A 15,702-nucleotide genomic window follows, 5' to 3' on the forward strand; every position below is an offset into this window, starting at 1 on the left:
TCATAGCTGCGTTGCGGCAAAGAAAAAAGGGTTTTCGGGGGTTATTTGCCGCAATGACGCCGATTTTACGCGGCAGATGGCGTCAGGCGTCGTTCAGAAGCCTCTCGTAGAGGGCCACAAGGGTTTTGGCCTCACCGTTGATGTCGAAATTCTGTTCGACATGGGCGCGGGCGGCGACGCTGGATTGCGTCAGGGAATCGCGGCTCGCCAGCATTTCAGCGGCGGCATCGGCCAGGGCAGGGATATCACCGGGTTCGACCACACGGCCCAGCGACGGGTCGGTGACGATCTCGGAAAACGCACCGACGTCGGTAGCCACAACCGGCACGCCGCAGGCCATCGCCTCGAGCGGAGTAAGCCCGAACCCTTCCCACCGTTGCGGGGCGATGAACAGGTCCAGCACCTGATACCACTCGGCGATCTGGTCGACGGTCACTTCGGGTTTGAACAGGATGCGGTCGGACAGGCCCGCCTTGGCGACCTTGTCTTTCAGCTCGGCCAGAAAGCCGGTGTGTTTCTCGGTGGCGCGGCCCATGACGATGCCGTGCACGTCGTCAAAGCGGCCACACAGGTCGATCATCGCATCAACGAAGGCGTCGGTGCCTTTCTGGTGGCGAATGCGGCCATAGCAGCCCAGCAACAGGCCTTCGGGCAGGCCCAGCTCCGCCCGAACTGCGGTTTTATCCTTGGGCGGAGTGAAATCCTGCAGGTTGATGCCATGCATGATCACCTGCGCGTCCCGCTCCAGATACCCGGCCGTCTTGCGCGAGGTGGCGACCACCGCGTCCATCTTCTCGATCAACCATTTGGTGTAACCGGTATGGGCCCGTTGCGAGGCGCTGGTGAACAGCAGTTTCAGCTTCAGTCGCAGGATGTTGCGCAGGAACAGGCCCAGCAGCATCTCGGTATTGCGGCGGGCGTGCCAGACACGCAGGGTTTTGCGCGACAGAAAGGGTAGGCGGCCCAGTGGGATATGCGGGATGTCCGATGGCAGGCCCGGCCCCGTTGCGGCGATGTCGATCCACTGCACCTGCAGCGGCACCAGCCGGGCAATCGTCGCGGTCACGCCCGAAAGCCGGCGTTTGAGATTGGGGGCAATGACGCGCGGGTCGGACATGGGCTCTCCTGACGGTTCCAGCGTCAGTCGACGCTGTCGCGGCTGAATAGATAGATCACGCAACCAATGGCAAGCGCGACCGCGAAAAAGCCGAATATCGCTGTGTAGGGCGCGGTCGGGCTGATGTCCACCGTGGCAGCATGGATGCGCCCCGTGACGAATTGCGCAATGCCAACACCACCTATGCCAAAGAGGTTCAACAGGGTCATGCCACGCCCCACCAGATGCGGGGCCACAAAGGCGCGGCCATGCGCCATGATGACCGGAAAGCTGGCCCCCATGAAGCCGATCACTGCCATCAGAACCACCGACAGCCAGACCGCGTTGTCGATCCACAGGCACAGCAGCACCAGCGCCACCGTGCCCAGCGCGTTGCCGCCGAAGATCACCCATTTCCGTGTGCCCAGCATCCTGTCAAGCGGGCCATAGGCAAAGGTGCCCGCAATCATCGCCGCCCCCATGAACAGTGTCGCCGTGCCGATCTGAGTGGTGCTGAGGGCGAAGATATCGCTCAGGTAAGGCCCGGCCCACAACCCACGCGTGGCCGCCGCGGGTGCATAGGCCACCAGCATCAGCGGCAGAATCGCCCACAAAGCGGGTTCTTTCAGCAGGTCCAGCACAGACCCCCGGTGCTCGGTCTCAACCCGTTTGGGGTCATGCACCGTGATCCAGATGCCCAGCGCAATGGCGCCCGAGAACAGCGCCAGCACCCACATCGTTGCGCGCCACCCCATCAGCTCGACCGCCAACGCGGTGGGGTAGGAGGCCACCAGATTGCCCACCGAGCCCACGCCCAGCATCACCGCTGCCAGCGTCGCAAACCGTGCAGGTGGGTACTCGCGTGCAAAAATGTAATACGACGCCATCAGCACCGGAGAGCACCCGACCCCGATCAGTCCCATCGCGATGGCAATATGAAACGGCGTGCTGGCCACGGCGAACAGTGCCGCACCGCCCGCGCCGCCGACCATTAGCAACACCGCTGCTGTCAGGCGCGGCCCGATCTGATCCAGCGCCCAGCCCACCGGCAACTGCATGGCGGCAAAGACCAGAAACCAAAGCCCCGAGGCAAAGGCCAGATCCTCGGGCGTGGCACCGATATCGCGGCCCAGATCAACGCTCAGCACCGCCAGAAAGGCGCGAAAGAACTGGCTGAGCACATAGCCCAGGCACAAGACCGCCAGACCTGCTTTCATGAACTGCCCTTCCTCCCCAAGATTTGCGAAAATGCTTGGCACGTCCCGGTGCGCCACACAAGCTTGTGTGCTATACTGTTTTCACCGGACAGCGTTCACATTCGGGCTATCTATTGCGATACCCATCACCCCGAGGTGCCGATGAAAGACGCACAGGCCGCCTTTTATGACAGCCTTCCCCGACAGCGGGACTTCACCAGCCTGGCGCAGCCAGCGCGGTTTACGCCCGTGCCAAGCGACTGGGCGCTGGGCGTGGCCGATATCGTCGATTCCACCGGTGAGATCGCGAGGGGTCGCTACAAGACCGTCAACATGGTGGGCGCGGCAGTGATCTCAGCCATGATCAACGCGCTGAAAGGGCAGGAGTTTCCCTATGTCTTCGGCGGCGATGGCGCAGGCTTTGCCATCCCCGCAAGCGCCGTGGATACCGCCCGTACAGTACTGGCCGAATTGCGGCGTTGGGCTGATGAAGAGTTTGGGATCACGCTGCGTGGCGCGTTGGTGCCGGTGTCCGAAATCCGTTCGGCAGGCCGGGATTTGCGGGTGGCGCGCTATGCGCCCTCGGACGGGGTGGATTACGCGATGTTCTCGGGCGGTGGGCTGGTTTGGGCCGAAGCACGGATGAAAGCTGGCGCGTTCGAGGTGCCGCCCTCTGAGCCGGGCGCGCTGCCTGATCTGACCGGCCTGTCCTGCCGCTGGTCCAACAGCAAGGCGCGCCACGGTCAGATCGTCTCGGTAGTGATCCAGCCAACGCAGAAAGCGACCGAGAGCGATTTTGCCGATCTGGCGCGGTCGGTTCTGACCGCCTCGGAACGGTTGGAGCGTGCAGGCCACCCGGTGCCGGAAAACGGCCCGCCAATCAGCTGGCCACCGCCGGATGTCGAGTTGGACGCCCGTGTCTCGCGGGCGGGGCGCAATCTGTTTGGGCAAAGGATCAAGCTGTTGGGGCAGAACCTGCTGATTGCGCTGTTGTTCAAGACCGGTAAACGGTTGGGCGAGTTCGACCCGGGACACTACAAACACATGGTCAGCCGCAACGCGGATTTCCGCAAGTTCGATGACGGGTTGAAGATGACGCTGGATTGCGATCCGGCCACGCTCAAGCAAATCAGGATCATGCTGGAGCAGGCGCGCGAACAGGGCAAGGTCCGCTTTGGGTTGCACGCACAGGACGAGGCGATGATGACCTGCTTTGTGCCCTCGGCCATGCGGGACGACCATGTGCATTTCGTCGACGGAGCCTCGGGCGGGTATGCGCAGGCCGCCGCCGCGATGCAGGGTTAGCGCGCTATTTTGCCTTCCATTGCGCCGCCAGCGCCCGTGCGGCTTGTGTCAGCAGCATCACGTCGATCCCCACTGCCAGAAATTGCGCGCCCATCTCAAGATAGGCCTGGCTGGCCTCGTCATTGGTGCCCAGAATGCCGGGTGCTTTGCCCGCGGCTTTGATCCGCGTGATGGCATCGGCGATGGTGGCACGCACCTCGGGGGCGGCGCTGTTGCCCTGAAACCCCATATCGGTAGACAAATCCGCCGGGCCGATGAACACGCCATCGACGCCTTCGACCTGCAGAATATCGTCCAGTGCCGCCATCCCGGCGCGGTTTTCGACCTGCACCAGCAGGCAAATCTGCTCATCGGCGGTCTGAATGTACTCCGTGACCGAGCCATAGCCCGTGGCCCGCGCCGCCCCGGCACCGACACCGCGCAGCCCTTCGGGCGGATAGCGGCAGGCCCGCACCAGTTCGCGTGCTTGTTCGGCGCTGTTGACCATGGGCACCAGAATGGTCTGCGCGCCGATATCCAACACCATCTTGATCAGCGCCGTGTCACCCACCGGTACCCGAACCACCGGATGCGAGGGGCTGGCGGCCAGCGCCATCAACTGATCCCGCAATGATCGGATGTCATTCGGCGCGTGTTCCCCATCGATCACCAGCCAGTCGAATCCGGCGGTGCCCATGATCTCGGCCGCGACAGGTTCGGCGAAACTGCTCCAACAGCCGATCAATCGTTCGCCTTTGATTAGAGCCTGTTTGAACGTATTTTTGGGCGCAGCCATTTGGGAACCTCTAGGTGAGTGAGCGGGCGATTTCGGTGATGACATCATAGGCCATGCGGACGTCATACTCGGTGGTTTCGAACTGACCGGCCTGAAAGCGGATCACCAGATCGCCATCGACACGGGTCTGGGTCAGATAGATGCGGCCATCATCGTTGATCGCATTGACCAGCCGCAGGTTCAGATCGTCCAGATCCGTTTGCCCATCGGGTATATAGCGGAAAGTCCACAGCGACCACATCGGCGGGGTGACAATCTGGAAATCCGGTGCGGCCGCCAGCCGGTCATGCAGGTCCACGGACCAGTTCACATGGTTGCGCAGCCGTTCGCGCAGTCCCTCTAACCCATACGCCCGCAGCACGAACCACAGTTTCAGCGCCCGGAACCGACGGCCCAGGGGCACCGACCATTCCGAATAGTTTATGATCCCATCCTTGCCGTGCGTCTTGAGGTATTCGGGGCTGATCGCCAGCGTCTGCACCAGATCGTCGGGGTTTTTCAGGAAATGTGCGCAGCAGTCGAACTGCACGCCCAACCATTTATGCGGGTTGAACACGATGCTGTCAGCTTGCGCGATCCCGGGCCAATAGTGGCGGTATTCCGGACAGATCATCGCCGATCCCGCCCAGGCCGCGTCCACATGGGAATACAGCCCGTATTTCTGCGCGATCTTCAGGCATTCATCCACCGGATCGGTCGCCCCGGTGCCGGTCCCTCCGACACATAGAATGACGCCCGCGGGTTGCAAACCAGAGTCTAAATCGGTCTGAATCGCCGTTTCCAGCGCCTCGGGGTCCATGCCGCGCCAGTCTCCCTTGATCGGGATGCGCACCAGGTTGTCCTGTCCGACCCCGGCCACCCAGATGGCGCGATCCACCGAGGTATGTACTTCGGCCGAGCAATAGACGCGCAGTGGCTTCTGCCCGAACAACCCCTGCTGGTTTCCCTGCCAGTTCAACGCCTTTTCCCGCATGGTCAGCACCGCCGCCAGCGTCGCCGAAGAGGCAGAATCCTGAATGACGCCGGCAAACCCCTCGGGCAGGTCCAGGGCCTGACGCAGCCAGTCCATCATCTGCGTTTCCATCTCGGTCGCGGCGGGTGAGGTCTGCCACAACATGCATTGCGGTGCGATAGCACTGGTCAGAAACTCGGCCAGAACCGAAGGGGGCGACGTGTTGGCATTGAAGTAAGCAAAGAACCGGGGGTGTTGCCAATGGGTGATCCCAGGCATCACGATATCTTCGAAATCGCGAAAGATATCCTCCATTGCCTGCGCCTGTTCCGGTGGATGGGCGGGCAGGACGTCCAGAATCTCGCCCGGTTCGGTCCGGGCACGCACCGGTTTGTCACCAACGGTCAGGTGGTAATCCTGCGCCCATTCAGAAATTCGCTTGCCCCAGTCGGAGAACTCATCCCACTTCATTTCAGACCTCGTTTTTGTCCGGTGCGCGCCTTGTCTGGTCCGGCTTTACTCTGCCGACAGTGATGGGCATCTGCGGCCGAAGGTCAACGATCTTTCGATCCTGCGTCCTGCCAAAAGCTCTGAACACAGGAAAGTGCACACTTTTGATCAGAGTCTAATTAAGGCTAAACGCGCAAAAACAGCCAGAAAAAGTGTTGCGCCCGTTGCAGAGCAGCCGGAATTCGGCGACAATTTCCTATGACCAATGAAGTACCATTGACGTCACGTTCATTGCCCATTGCATTACTTCGGGCCAGAGAACGGGTCATGGGGCCCATTCGCAAGATGCTGGCGGATGTCGGTGTAACCGAACAGCAATGGCGCGTGCTTCGCGTCCTGGACGAGGAAGGCCCGCAAGAGCCGACCCATATTGCGGACCGGGCCTGCCTGTTGTTGCCCAGCCTCACCCGCATTCTGCAAAAGCTCGAGGCCAAGGGGCTGATCCGCAGGGAAATCCACCCGGACGACAAGCGCAGGCAGATCGTCGATATCTCAGCCAAGGGAAAGCAGATTATCCACGACAACATTCAGGTGACGGTCCATCTGGCCGAAGATCTGCGTACCAAGCTGGGCCCGGAGCGGCACGAGGCGCTGTTGGACCTGTTGAATGAACTGCGCAATCTGGAAGCGTGACGCCCACATACGAACCCCGCCGGAGGTAGGCATTCTCTCCGGCGGGGCGGCCAGACGTGTACTGGATTATGTGCCTGGCCCGAGGCCGGTTGCGTCGGATAGGTCCCGACGGTCCGACCTACGCTTCAGAAAACGTGCCGGACCGAAATATACCGGCTCTCTGACGCAAAGACCTTGGGGGTAAAGTCTTAGGCCGTAGTTCTCTGAAGTATTCGCATCCGTTAACGCCGCGTGGTTCGCGGCATTATGGGATGTCTTCACGTCCAGACGGGTGCAAGTTTACCCGCCGTACCTGTGAGCGGCGGCCAGAGCGCGCCGTACCCCGAGTCACCGGCGTCGTCGCTCTACCACCTTCCAATTTAGAACTGTTCCGGTGTTTTCCAAGACAGGGCACCCGGATTGTGAACGGGATTTGCTCAGGTTTTTGTGTTCCGCGGTGCCGGGCATGCGCAAAACCGGGCGTCTTGCCCCGTCGGTTTGCGGCGTTAATATGCGGGCTGGCTGAAACAAAAGGGGGCCGCGATGCCAGAAACTGTGTTTTCTTTACCCGAGCCGATTGCGATTCCGGTTCAGGGGCAGCAGGCGGCTTACCCGGTGGGGCGGATCTTCTGTGTCGGCCGCAACTATGCAGCGCATGCGGCCGAGATGGGGCACGAGGTCGATCGCGAGGCGCCGTTTTATTTCACCAAGTCCGCCTCAAATGCGGTTCTGACTGGTGCGGCTGTGCCGTATCCGCCGGGCACGGAAGACTTTCATCACGAGATGGAGCTGGCCGTCGCCATCGGCAAACCCGTCTTTCGCGCCACCAGCGCACAGGCCTGGGACGCGGTTTACGCCTATGGCTGTGCGCTGGACATGACCCGTCGCGACCTGCAGATCCGCGAGCGCAACAAGCAGCGCCCCTGGGATCTGGGCAAGGATCTGGAGGCTGGGGCAGTGTTTGCGCCGTTGACACCAGCGGCGGATTGGTCGCCGGCGGATGACACCCGCATTCATCTGAGTGTGAATGGCGAGCTCCGCCAGGATGCAACGCTGAATGAGCTGATATGGAAGATCGACGAGATCGTCAGCCATCTGTCCGGCTATTACCACCTGCGGCCCGGAGACCTGATCCTGACCGGCACGCCCGCTGGTGTCGGCCCGGTGCAGGCCGGTGATGTGATCGAGGGCGGCATCGATGGGTTGCAGCCGATCCGATTGACGCTGACAGACGCTGAATAGACCCTATTTAGGGTCTTTCAGCCAGTCTTTCGCAAATTCAACGTCGTCCAGCCCGGCAAAGCGACGGACCCGGTCCAATTCCGATTGCAGGCGACGGATGCGGGGTTCTGACCAGCGCACCTTGCGCTCTGGCCACAGCGCGCTGACTTGCAGAATGCCCCTGTCGCGTTGGGCTTTCATGTCGATACGGCCGACCATCCGGTCGCCCTCCAGCAGCGGAAAGACATAATACCCGTAGGTCCGCTTGGCGGCAGGGACGAAGACCTCGATCCGATAGTGGAAGCCGAACAGCCGCTCGGCCCGGTTGCGGTCGCGCAGCATCGGGTCGAACGGGCTGAGAACCCGGATACGGCCCGGTGATGCGGGCAGGTCAGCCTCGGTCAGCCCCGGCCGGGCCAGCAGTTTCCGTACCTGACCATTGGCACAGGTCACTTCGATTTCCTCCAAATCCCCGCGTGTTAGAGCCTGTTCACACCAAGATTTCGCCTCGGCCACGCTGACCGTGTCCCAGAAGGCCGCCAGCTCTCCGGACGTGGCAAAACCCAGCCGGTCCAGCGCGGAATTGCACAGCCAATCCACGGTTGCCTCGGCATCGCAGGCCATGTTGCCCGGGCACAGATGCGTGTCGATCACCCGTTCCGTCAGGTCATAGCGTTTCTGAAATCCGTTGCGGCCAATCACCGTCAGGGCCCCCGACCGCCACAGAAACTCCAGCGCAGTTTTCGAGGGGTGCCAGTCCCACCAACCGCCCGATCCTTTCTTTTCGTCCTTGCCCACATCCGACGAGGATACCGGCCCGTGGTCGCGGATATGTTGCAGGACAGTGGCAAATTGCTGTTCGAACCCGTCGCGACGCCAGTTCTTCCAGCGGGACTTCAGCAGATCGGCATCCCGTTGAAACCGCAGGTGCCAATGCGGATAGAACTCCATCGGAATGACCGCTGCGTCATGGGTCCAGTGTTCGAACAATGCCTTGTCGCGCTCATAGAGGCGCTTGAGGTTCTTCGCGCGGTAGGACGGCCGCCGCGAAAACAGGATCATGTCATGGGCGCGGGCGACGGTGTTGATGCTGTCCAGCTGCACAAAACCCAGCCGGTGGATCAGGTCCAGCAGGTCAGCCCCTTTGGCCCCGCCTGCAGGCTGTTCGGCCAGCGCATGACGGTCCATGAACAGAGCACGGGCCGCCTTGTTGTCCAGCCGTGGCAGCGCCATGGCGTCAGCGCCGTTTCAGCGTATCGCCATAGCTGATCTTGGGGGTCAGGGTCACGCGGGTGTCGACCTCGGCATCCGGCTCGGCCAGTTGTGCGGCGATGATTTCGGCGGCTTTGCGTCCGATCTCCAACCGGCAGGCATCCATCGTGGCCAGTTTGCGGGGCAGACCCTGCAACAGCTCGACGTTATTGAACCCGGCCAGACCGATTTGCCCGGGCACGTCGATGCCCTGCTCCAGCAGATACAGCAGACCCCCGGCGCCAATCATGTCATTGGAGTAATACAGGAAATCCAGATCCGGAGAGCGATCCAGCATGGCCTGTGTCATCTCGCGTCCCTTGGCCAGGGCTGAGCCGCCGGAATAGAACTCGCGATCCTCGATCTCGACACCGTTCTTGCCCAGAACTTCGGTGAAGCCTTCAAACCGTTTCCGCGCGCGGTGGTCCAGCGGCATCTTAGTGCCCATGAAGCCGATATGTTCGTAACCCGCCTTCAGGATCGCTTCGGCCATCTCGCGCCCGGCGCGACGGTGCGAAATTCCAACCATCGCATCCACCGGCTTGCCATCGGTGTCCATGATCTCAACCACCGGGATGCCGGCGGAATCCAGCATGGCACGGGCAGCCTCGGTATGCTCAAGCCCCGCGATAATCACCCCCGAAGGCCGCCACGAGAGCATCTCGTACAGAACCTTTTCCTCTTTCTCGGGCAAATAGTCGGTGACGCCGACCACGGGCTGCAATTCGGTATCTTCCAGAACCTGATTGATGCCGGTCAGCACCTCGGGGAAAACCATGTTCGACAGCGACGGGATGATCACCGCGACCAGGTTGACCCGGCTCGAGGCCAGCGCGCCTGCGATCTTGTTGGGCACATATCCCAGCTCTTTCGCGGCAGCCAGAACGCGGGTGCGGGTGGCGTCGGATACGTCGCCCCGGTTTCTCAGCACCCGGCTGACCGTCATCTCTGACACTCCGGACGCTTCGGACACATCACGAAGGGTAAGCGGGCGTTTTGTTTCTGTGGTCACGGAGGGCACCTGCGCTGTTGTTTTGCCCGATGGTAGCGTGAACAGGACGCGATTTACAACTGTTGTGCAAAACTCATGACAACCGAAAAAAACCGCGCTACAGAGGGCCTTGCGCGGCCCCGTGGCTCAACTGGATAGAGCAGCCCCCTCCTAAGGGGCAGGTTGCAGGTTCGAATCCTGCCGGGGTCGCCAGTTTCAGGCTGTTTCGTTCAGGGGCCTGACGGTGCTCCAGACGCAATCGTGGTCTGATAACGGGGGCCCGAGGCGGAAATCGAGGTCAGAATTCCGCTTTCCACAGGTGCGAATCCTCGGCCTGCCAGCCAGTCCAGCATCATTTCGCGGTCCGGGTGCGGCGTGATCAGGCTTGGCCGCGTCGTCAGCCCGGGCGGGGTGAATGCCCAGGAATAGCCATGGCCCACGGCCAGATCGAACAGTGTCTCCCGCTGCCAGTCAAAATCTGGCGGGAGGTGGTTGCCGGTGTTCAGGTCTCCGCCGATGAGGACCGGCAGACCGGGGGCAAAGGCATCAATCTTCTGCAGCAACAGGTCGAACTGAGCATGCCGGTGCGCGGTATCCGCGTTGCTTTCCAGATGGGTCGAAACCACACAGACGGGGCCGCTGGCAGTGGGGATCACGGCGACGATGGCTATTCGGCCGCGGACGCGGGGCTGTTCGGGGTCGGCCGCGCCGGCCTCGGACGCGAACCAGTGGCCGTGGTCGTTGATTTCATCCGTGCAGAAAGACCGTTCGGTCGGGCCGCCCTGATCCAGCTCGTGAAACTCCACCCTGAAGGCGTAGACCATGCCCAGTGCGCGCGCCATTTCTGTGGTTGTGTGGCGTTGAGACGTGCGGGCCATGCCGTGATCGACCTCGGACAGCAGCGCGACGTACGGGGCGATTGGTTTCAGATGCGTGGCTGTGGTGCCAAGGCGGCGCTGCAGGGCCTTGATCTCATTCCGCATCTGGTTGCGCGGCTTGGCGTCCAGGTTCGAGAGCGGCTCATCAAACAGGAACAACGTCGGATCGCGGACCACCGCACAGCTCGGAATCCCGCAAGCTCGGGATGTGAGGTGCGGCCATGACACAGCACCTCACGCATGGCGGGTTTAATAAAGGCTCTGGATCAGGTCGGGTTGCCCCCGATCGCGGAAGAGGCGAGGGAGTTTACTGTCGCGGCCGGGTATAAGGCGTCGATGACCCTGTTGCGGGACAACAGCCTGGATGCGCTGGTTTGTGCCAATGACGCCAGCACAATCGGAGCGCTGACCGCAGCGCGAGAACGTGGCATGGAAGTGCCGGGGCCCTGTCGATTGTGGGCTTTGACGATATCGAAATGGTCGGATGGCCGACCTTCTACCTGAGCACCGTCAGAAACCCCATCGACGAGGCGGTCGAGCACGTGATCCACTTGCTTGAACGCCGGTTGTCCGAGCCCGCAAGAACCAGCGAAACCCTTCCGATCGATCCCTATTTTGTGCCGCGCGGGACGTATTGAACGCCCGTTTCGCACGTGTCAGCGGTGCAGCTTCCCGGCGCCGCGCGCTTCGATCCCGGCAGGTTCGGGAAAGCGGGCGCGGGTGCGGTTGGCAAAGGCCACCAATGACAGCATCACCGGCACCTCGACCAGAACGCCGACCACGGTGGCCAGGGCGGCGCCCGAATTCAGGCCGAACAGGCTGATGGCGACGGCGACGGCCAGCTCAAAGAAGTTCGACGTGCCGATCATGGCGCAGGGGGCGGCGATTCGGTGGGGCACTTTCAGCGCGTAAGCCGCGCCGTAGGCCAAAGCGAAGATCCCATAGCTCTGTATCAGGATCGGTACGGCGATCAGGACAATCACCAGCGGTTTCGCCAGAATGGTCTGACCCTGCAGGCCGAACAGGATGACCACCGTTGTGATCAGGCCCAGCACCGACCACGGCTTCACCCGGGCCGAAAACGCGTCGATGGCGTCCTGTGAGCCCAGTTTGCGGCGTGTGATCAGCCCGGCGATCAGAGGCAGCACCACATACAGCACTGTTGCCAGCACCAGCGTTTGCCACGGGACCGAGATATCGGTGACGCCCAGCAAAAACGCCACGATTGGGGCAAAAGCGACCACCATGATCAGGTCGTTCACCGAGACCTGCACCAGCGTATAGGTTGGATCGCCTTTGGTCAGTTGCGACCAGACAAACACCATCGCGGTGCAGGGGGCCGCGCCCAGCAGGATCAGACCGGCAGTGTATTGTGCGGCATCCTCGGGCTGAATCCACGGCGCAAAAACGTAGTCGAAGAACAGCACCGCCAGCAGCGCCATGGTGAAGGGCTTGATCAGCCAGTTGACCACAAGTGTCACGATCAAACCCTTCGGTTGGCGCGCCACGCCCGCAACAGCGCCGAAATCGACGCCGACCATCATCGGAAAGACCATGGCCCAGATCAGCAGGGCCACCACCAGGTTGACGCTGGCCACCTCGGCCGAGGCGATCAGTCCGACCAGACCCGGCGCGGCCAGACCGATCAGAATTCCTGCAATCATGGCGAGGGCGACCCAGACGGTCAGGTAGCGTTCGAAAATGCTCATGAGTAGGCCTCATTTGCTTGGTCGGTCAGCTTGCCCGAGGTCAGCGCCGCAAGTGCCACCATCACGGCAGCGGTTCCCAGAACCAGAGGCAGCCCACCGACCTGATAGGTCAGGCCCGACAGCACGGTGCCCAAAAGGCGGCCCGTCGCGTTGGCCATGTAGTAGAAGCCCACATCCATCGTCACCCGTTCGGATTTAGTAAACGCCAGGATCAGGTAGGAATGCAGCGAAGAGTTGACCGCAAAGATTGCCCCGAACACCAGGAGGCCCAGAACCAGCGTGACGGTCAGCCATGTCTGCGGCCCTTGGGAGACCAGCACTACAACCGTCAACGCCGCCGGAACACAAAACAGGGCGGTGGCCCAGCTGCGGGCGGCGTGGATCAGATCGCCTTCGCTGCGTTCGGATGCGCGCAGGATCTTGGGCGCGCTGGCCTGAACGGCTCCGTAGAGGATGACCCAGACGGCCATGAAGGTGCCGATCATGAAAAACGACGTGCGGTTGCCTTCTTCGGTGCCGTCGGACAGGACCGCATAGAAATAGATCGGGATGCCGACCACAAACCACACGTCCCGCGCGCCGAACAGAAACACCCGCGCAGCCGACAGCCAGTTCACATTTGAAGATTTCGAAAAGACTTCCGAGAACTTCGTGCCCTTGCGCCCCTTGGGCAGGCCGGGTGGCATCAGCAGGATCACAGCAACCAGAATGATCGCCAGCACAATCGCCATGGCCAGCGTGGCCCACATAAAGCCCAGCGTCGCCAGCAAGGCAGCACCCAACAAAAAGCCCAGTCCTTTGACGGCGTTTTTCGAGCCGGTGAGAACAGCAACCCAGCGGAACAGCCCGCCACCCTCGGTCGGCGCCAGCAGCTTCACGGCGGATTTCGAGGACATCTTGGCCAGATCCTTGGCCACGCCACTGGCCCCTTGCACGATCATGACAAAGGCAACTTTGGCCGGAATCGCCCAGTTAGGGTCTAGTTGCGTGAGAACAAGAAGTGCCCCCACCTGCAACGCCAACCCTGCATACAGCGTCGAGGTCAGCCCGAACCGCGCCGCGATCCAGCCCGCCGCAAGGTTGGTTCCCATCCCGGCAATTTCATAGAGCACAAACAGATACGCCAACTGAACCGGCGAGAACCCCATCGTATGAAAGTGCAGCAGCACCAGCATCCGCAGGGCCCCGTCGGTCAGCATAAAGGCCCAATAGGCCGCCGTGACCGCAATATAGGCCGACAGTCCTTCGGGCCGGGTTGTCACAGCAAGGCTCCAACCTTCAGCGCGACATCGACCAGACGATGGGCATAGCCCATCTCGTTGTCGTACCACGCATAGATCTTCACCTGCGTTCCGTTCACCACCATGGTTGAGGGTGCATCAACGATCGAAGACCGTTCGTCATTGGTGTAATCGGTCGAGACCAGCGGGCGGGTTTCATAGCCCAGAATGCCCTTCAACTCACCCTCGGCTGCGGCTTTGAAGAAGGCGTTGACTTCATCAGCAGTGGTTTCGCGTTCCACCTCGAACACGCAGTCGGTCAGCGAGGCATTCAGCAGCGGTACACGGACTGCGTGGCCGTTCAGGCGGCCTTTCAATTCGGGATAGATCAGCGTGATCGCGGTGGCCGAGCCGGTGGTAGTCGGGATCAGCGAGTTCAGCGCCGAGCGCGCGCGGCGCAGGTCCTGGGCCGGACGGTCCACGATGGTTTGCGTATTGGTCACGTCATGGATCGTGGTCATCGAGCCGTGGCGGATGCCGAGGTTCTCATGGATGACCTTGACCACCGGAGCCAAACAGTTGGTGGTGCAGGAGGCCGCTGTCACGATGTGATGCGTGGCCGGGTCATAGGTGTCTTCGTTGACGCCCATGACGATATTGGCGGTGGGGCCGTCCTTGACCGGGGCCGAGACAACAACCTTTTTCACGCCAGCTGCAAAATAGGGGGCCAGCTTGGCCTCGGTCTTGAAAACACCAGTGCAGTCGATCACCACATCCACACCATCCAGAGGCAGGGCGTCCAGGTCTTTGGTGCCGATAAAGGGCAGGCGGGTGCCGTTAATGGTGACGCTGTCCGAGTCGTGCGAAAACTCTGCGTCCCAGCGACCGTGCACCGTGTCGAACTCCAGCAGGTGCGTGTGCATCTCGGGGTCACCGACCCCGTCATTGATCCAGGCGATCTTTGCGCCTTTTTCCAGCAACGGCTTCAGGGCCAGTTTTCCCATCCGGCCCAGGCCGTTTACAGCGTAAGTCGTCATTTCGTGTCCTCAAGTGACGTTCTGCCGATGTCATCGACAGCAGTTTGCAATGCGATCCGGTCCAGGCTTTCGACCGGTAGCGAGGTAAAGGCCTCGATCCGGCGCTTCAGCGCGCCATAGGCGTTCTGGAAAGCCAGGCTTTTTTCCGCATCGGTGCCGGAGGCCTTGACCGGATCCACCATGCCCCAATGGCCGCTGATCGGCTGGCCTTCCCAGGCCGGACATTCTTCGTTGGCGGCCTGGTTGCAGACGGTAAAGACGAAATCCATCTCGGGCGCGCCCGGCGCGGCGAACTCGGACATATGCTTGGAGCGCAGGACCGAGGTGTCATGCCCCTTGTCGCTCAGGACCTGAACAGCAAATGGGTTAAGCTCGGTGGTTGGCTGGGTTCCGGCGGAATACACGTTGAACCGATCGCCGCCCAGTTCGCGCAGCAGCGATTCGGCAAAGATCGAGCGGGCAGAGTTGCCCACACACAGAAACAGTACATTGAACTTGCGGTCCGTCATGGCGTCACTTCCTTGGCTGAAAGGCATGCAGATATCAGGGCGGCCACGGCAGCAATCGAGGACTAGAAAATCCAGCATGTGCTGCACGTTCTTCATATCGACCGAATAGAGCAGAGAGGTTCCCGACCGTTCCTGCGTCACCAACCCCGAGCGTTGCAGAGCATTCAGATAATTCGACAGGGTGCTGGCCTTGATATCCAGCTCTGCCGCCAGCTCTCCGGCGGGCACGGTGTCAGGAAAGCGTCGCATCAACATGCGAAACACCGAGATGCGCTGTGGGTGGCCGAGGATGGCGAGTTGGTCGGTAATTTGTTCTGTCATATTTCATGAAATATAGAAATAAAGATTGCACGACAATCCGGGAAACGCGCCGTTACAAAAAATTCACAGTCCAAGCGCGGACGTGGAGTTTCGGGGCAGAAAATCGGGGGCAAGAACGG

At 61.4% G+C, this 15,702-nt stretch carries 15 protein-coding genes, 1 tRNA gene and 1 pseudogene; 6 read left to right on the forward strand and 11 right to left on the reverse strand.

What is annotated here, in order from left to right; genetic code table 11:
- Positions 1-82: 82 nt before the first annotated feature.
- Positions 83-1,117 (reverse strand): glycosyltransferase family 4 protein, encoded by a 1,035-nt coding sequence (locus GOX88_RS18045; RefSeq protein WP_170404983.1) that lies wholly within the window; start codon positions 1,115-1,117, stop codon positions 83-85.
- A 23-nt stretch (positions 1,118-1,140) separates the two neighbouring features.
- Complete coding sequence (locus GOX88_RS18050) at positions 1,141-2,313, reverse strand: MFS transporter (protein ID WP_170404986.1); 1,173 nt, start codon at positions 2,311-2,313, stop codon at positions 1,141-1,143.
- 141 nt (positions 2,314-2,454) lie between these two features.
- Between GOX88_RS18050 and GOX88_RS18055 the strand changes: the two genes are divergently transcribed.
- Positions 2,455-3,597 carry a DUF3095 domain-containing protein gene (locus GOX88_RS18055; RefSeq protein ID WP_170404989.1) on the forward strand — a complete coding sequence of 381 codons (1,143 nt, stop codon included), beginning with the start codon at positions 2,455-2,457 and terminating at the stop codon, positions 3,595-3,597.
- 4 nt (positions 3,598-3,601) lie between these two features.
- Here the strand turns inward: GOX88_RS18055 and GOX88_RS18060 are convergent, their stop codons facing one another.
- Positions 3,602-4,372: an HpcH/HpaI aldolase family protein gene (locus GOX88_RS18060; RefSeq protein WP_170404992.1), complete on the reverse strand. Its 771-nt coding sequence runs from the start codon at positions 4,370-4,372 to the stop codon at positions 3,602-3,604.
- A gap of 10 nt (positions 4,373-4,382) precedes the next feature.
- Positions 4,383-5,795 (reverse strand): pyridoxal phosphate-dependent decarboxylase family protein, encoded by a 1,413-nt coding sequence (locus tag GOX88_RS18065; RefSeq protein WP_170404995.1) that lies wholly within the window; start codon positions 5,793-5,795, stop codon positions 4,383-4,385.
- A 237-nt stretch (positions 5,796-6,032) separates the two neighbouring features.
- Between GOX88_RS18065 and hpaR the strand changes: the two genes are divergently transcribed.
- Both hpaR and GOX88_RS18075 read left to right on the forward strand, forming a co-directional pair.
- A complete protein-coding gene (gene hpaR / locus GOX88_RS18070; protein WP_170404997.1) occupies positions 6,033-6,467 on the forward strand; it encodes a homoprotocatechuate degradation operon regulator HpaR in 435 nt (144 codons plus the stop codon).
- Positions 6,468-6,989: 522 nt separating this feature from the next.
- On the forward strand, positions 6,990-7,688 hold the full coding sequence (locus GOX88_RS18075) for a fumarylacetoacetate hydrolase family protein (protein ID WP_170405000.1): 699 nt from the start codon (positions 6,990-6,992) through the stop codon (positions 7,686-7,688).
- Between the two features lie 3 nt (positions 7,689-7,691).
- On the opposite strand, the gene GOX88_RS18080 is transcribed toward GOX88_RS18075, so the two are convergent.
- Together GOX88_RS18080 and GOX88_RS18085 are read right to left on the reverse strand one after the other, a co-directional pair.
- The gene (locus tag GOX88_RS18080; RefSeq protein WP_170405003.1) at positions 7,692-8,900 is read right to left on the reverse strand and encodes a winged helix-turn-helix domain-containing protein; all 1,209 of its coding nucleotides are present in this window, start codon (positions 8,898-8,900) and stop codon (positions 7,692-7,694) included.
- Positions 8,901-8,904: 4 nt separating this feature from the next.
- The gene (locus GOX88_RS18085) at positions 8,905-9,930 is read right to left on the reverse strand and encodes a LacI family DNA-binding transcriptional regulator (protein WP_170405005.1); all 1,026 of its coding nucleotides are present in this window, start codon (positions 9,928-9,930) and stop codon (positions 8,905-8,907) included.
- Positions 9,931-10,045: 115 nt separating this feature from the next.
- On the opposite strand from GOX88_RS18085, the gene GOX88_RS18090 reads away from it, so the two are divergent.
- Positions 10,046-10,122: transfer RNA gene (locus GOX88_RS18090), tRNA-Arg, on the forward strand.
- Positions 10,123-10,835: 713 nt separating this feature from the next.
- On the opposite strand, the pseudogene ugpC reads toward GOX88_RS18090, so the two are convergent.
- Positions 10,836-10,967, reverse strand: a pseudogene (ugpC, locus tag GOX88_RS23250) (sn-glycerol-3-phosphate ABC transporter ATP-binding protein UgpC); the annotation flags it as partial.
- A gap of 60 nt (positions 10,968-11,027) precedes the next feature.
- Between ugpC and GOX88_RS18100 the strand changes: the two are divergent.
- Together GOX88_RS18100 and GOX88_RS23770 are read left to right on the forward strand one after the other, a co-directional pair.
- A complete protein-coding gene (locus GOX88_RS18100; protein ID WP_170405008.1) occupies positions 11,028-11,291 on the forward strand; it encodes a substrate-binding domain-containing protein in 264 nt (87 codons plus the stop codon).
- Complete coding sequence (locus tag GOX88_RS23770) at positions 11,264-11,425, forward strand: hypothetical protein (protein ID WP_170405011.1); 162 nt, start codon at positions 11,264-11,266, stop codon at positions 11,423-11,425. The genes GOX88_RS18100 and GOX88_RS23770 overlap by 28 nt, the downstream gene beginning before the upstream one ends.
- Positions 11,426-11,443: 18 nt before the next feature.
- Here the strand turns inward: GOX88_RS23770 and arsB are convergent, their stop codons facing one another.
- The 4 genes from arsB to GOX88_RS18125 are packed head-to-tail and all read right to left on the reverse strand — an operon-like array spanning position 11,444 to position 15,583.
- The gene (gene arsB, locus GOX88_RS18110; protein WP_170405014.1) at positions 11,444-12,496 is read right to left on the reverse strand and encodes an ACR3 family arsenite efflux transporter; all 1,053 of its coding nucleotides are present in this window, start codon (positions 12,494-12,496) and stop codon (positions 11,444-11,446) included.
- Positions 12,493-13,758: an organoarsenical effux MFS transporter ArsJ gene (gene arsJ / locus GOX88_RS18115; RefSeq protein ID WP_170405017.1), complete on the reverse strand. Its 1,266-nt coding sequence runs from the start codon at positions 13,756-13,758 to the stop codon at positions 12,493-12,495. The genes arsB and arsJ overlap by 4 nt, the downstream gene beginning before the upstream one ends.
- Positions 13,755-14,753 carry an ArsJ-associated glyceraldehyde-3-phosphate dehydrogenase gene (locus tag GOX88_RS18120; RefSeq protein WP_170405020.1) on the reverse strand — a complete coding sequence of 333 codons (999 nt, stop codon included), beginning with the start codon at positions 14,751-14,753 and terminating at the stop codon, positions 13,755-13,757. Before GOX88_RS18120 ends, arsJ begins: the two co-directional genes overlap by 4 nt.
- Complete coding sequence (locus GOX88_RS18125) at positions 14,750-15,583, reverse strand: helix-turn-helix domain-containing protein (protein WP_170405022.1); 834 nt, start codon at positions 15,581-15,583, stop codon at positions 14,750-14,752. Before GOX88_RS18125 ends, GOX88_RS18120 begins: the two co-directional genes overlap by 4 nt.
- Positions 15,584-15,702: the final 119 nt, after the last annotated feature.

Origin of the sequence: Ruegeria arenilitoris (assembly GCF_013030985.1) — a bacterium.
Taxonomy (GTDB): domain Bacteria; phylum Pseudomonadota; class Alphaproteobacteria; order Rhodobacterales; family Rhodobacteraceae; genus Ruegeria; species Ruegeria arenilitoris_B.